This is a genomic window from Desulfosporosinus metallidurans (assembly GCF_001936615.1).
In the GTDB taxonomy this organism is placed as follows: domain Bacteria; phylum Bacillota; class Desulfitobacteriia; order Desulfitobacteriales; family Desulfitobacteriaceae; genus Desulfosporosinus; species Desulfosporosinus metallidurans.
Genome location: NZ_MLBF01000183.1, coordinates 1 through 593 on the forward strand (window position 1 = coordinate 1; position 593 = coordinate 593).

General features: G+C 62.7%; 1 protein-coding gene and 1 pseudogene. One reads left to right on the plus strand and one right to left on the minus strand.

Annotation, left to right across the window (positions count from 1 at the left end):
- Positions 1–225: pseudogene (locus tag DSOL_RS28580) on the minus strand (threonine--tRNA ligase); the annotation flags it as partial.
- Between the two features lie 82 nt (positions 226–307).
- On the opposite strand from DSOL_RS28580, the gene DSOL_RS28585 reads away from it, so the two are divergent.
- On the plus strand, positions 308–593 hold a 286-nt coding region (locus DSOL_RS28585), incomplete at its 3' end, for a hypothetical protein (protein ID WP_207649694.1).

Sequence of the window (593 nt, forward strand, 5' to 3'; positions counted from 1 at the left end):
GTGGCGCAGATAGGTCTTGAGGTCGGCTTCGGAGGCAAAGGCCGTGCCGTAAATACGCTGGAGCATGGGGCGCTTTTCATCGCCGCGCCAGTAGGCCCCGGCAACCGACAGCAGCTTGACGGCCCGCACCATGCCGGTATGCGGCACGTGGGGTCCGCGGCACAGGTCGGTAAAGGTGCCGTGGCGATAAAGCGACACGATGTCCCCGACGATGTTCTCGTCCATGATCTCGAGCTTGTAGCTCTCACCCTGGGAGGCGAAAAAGCGCCTTGGCGTCGGCCTTGGGCACGGTGGTGCAGGCAAACGGGTGATTGGCGGCGATGCTTTTGTGCATCTCCGCCTCAATGGCTTCGAGATCTTCGGGGGTAAACGGGCGCTCGTAAGCGAAATCGGTAGTAGAAGCCGTTTTTCAATCGACGGTCCGATGGTGACCTGGACCGTGGGAAAGAGCTTCTTGACGGCCTCGGCCATGATGTGGGCGGCCGAGTGGCGGATGACGGAAAGGCCTTGGGGGGTGTCGGCGGCAATGGCCGCGATTTCGTGGGCATCGTCCGGCAGGGGCGAAGGCGAGATCACGGCGGTTGGCCGTCGAA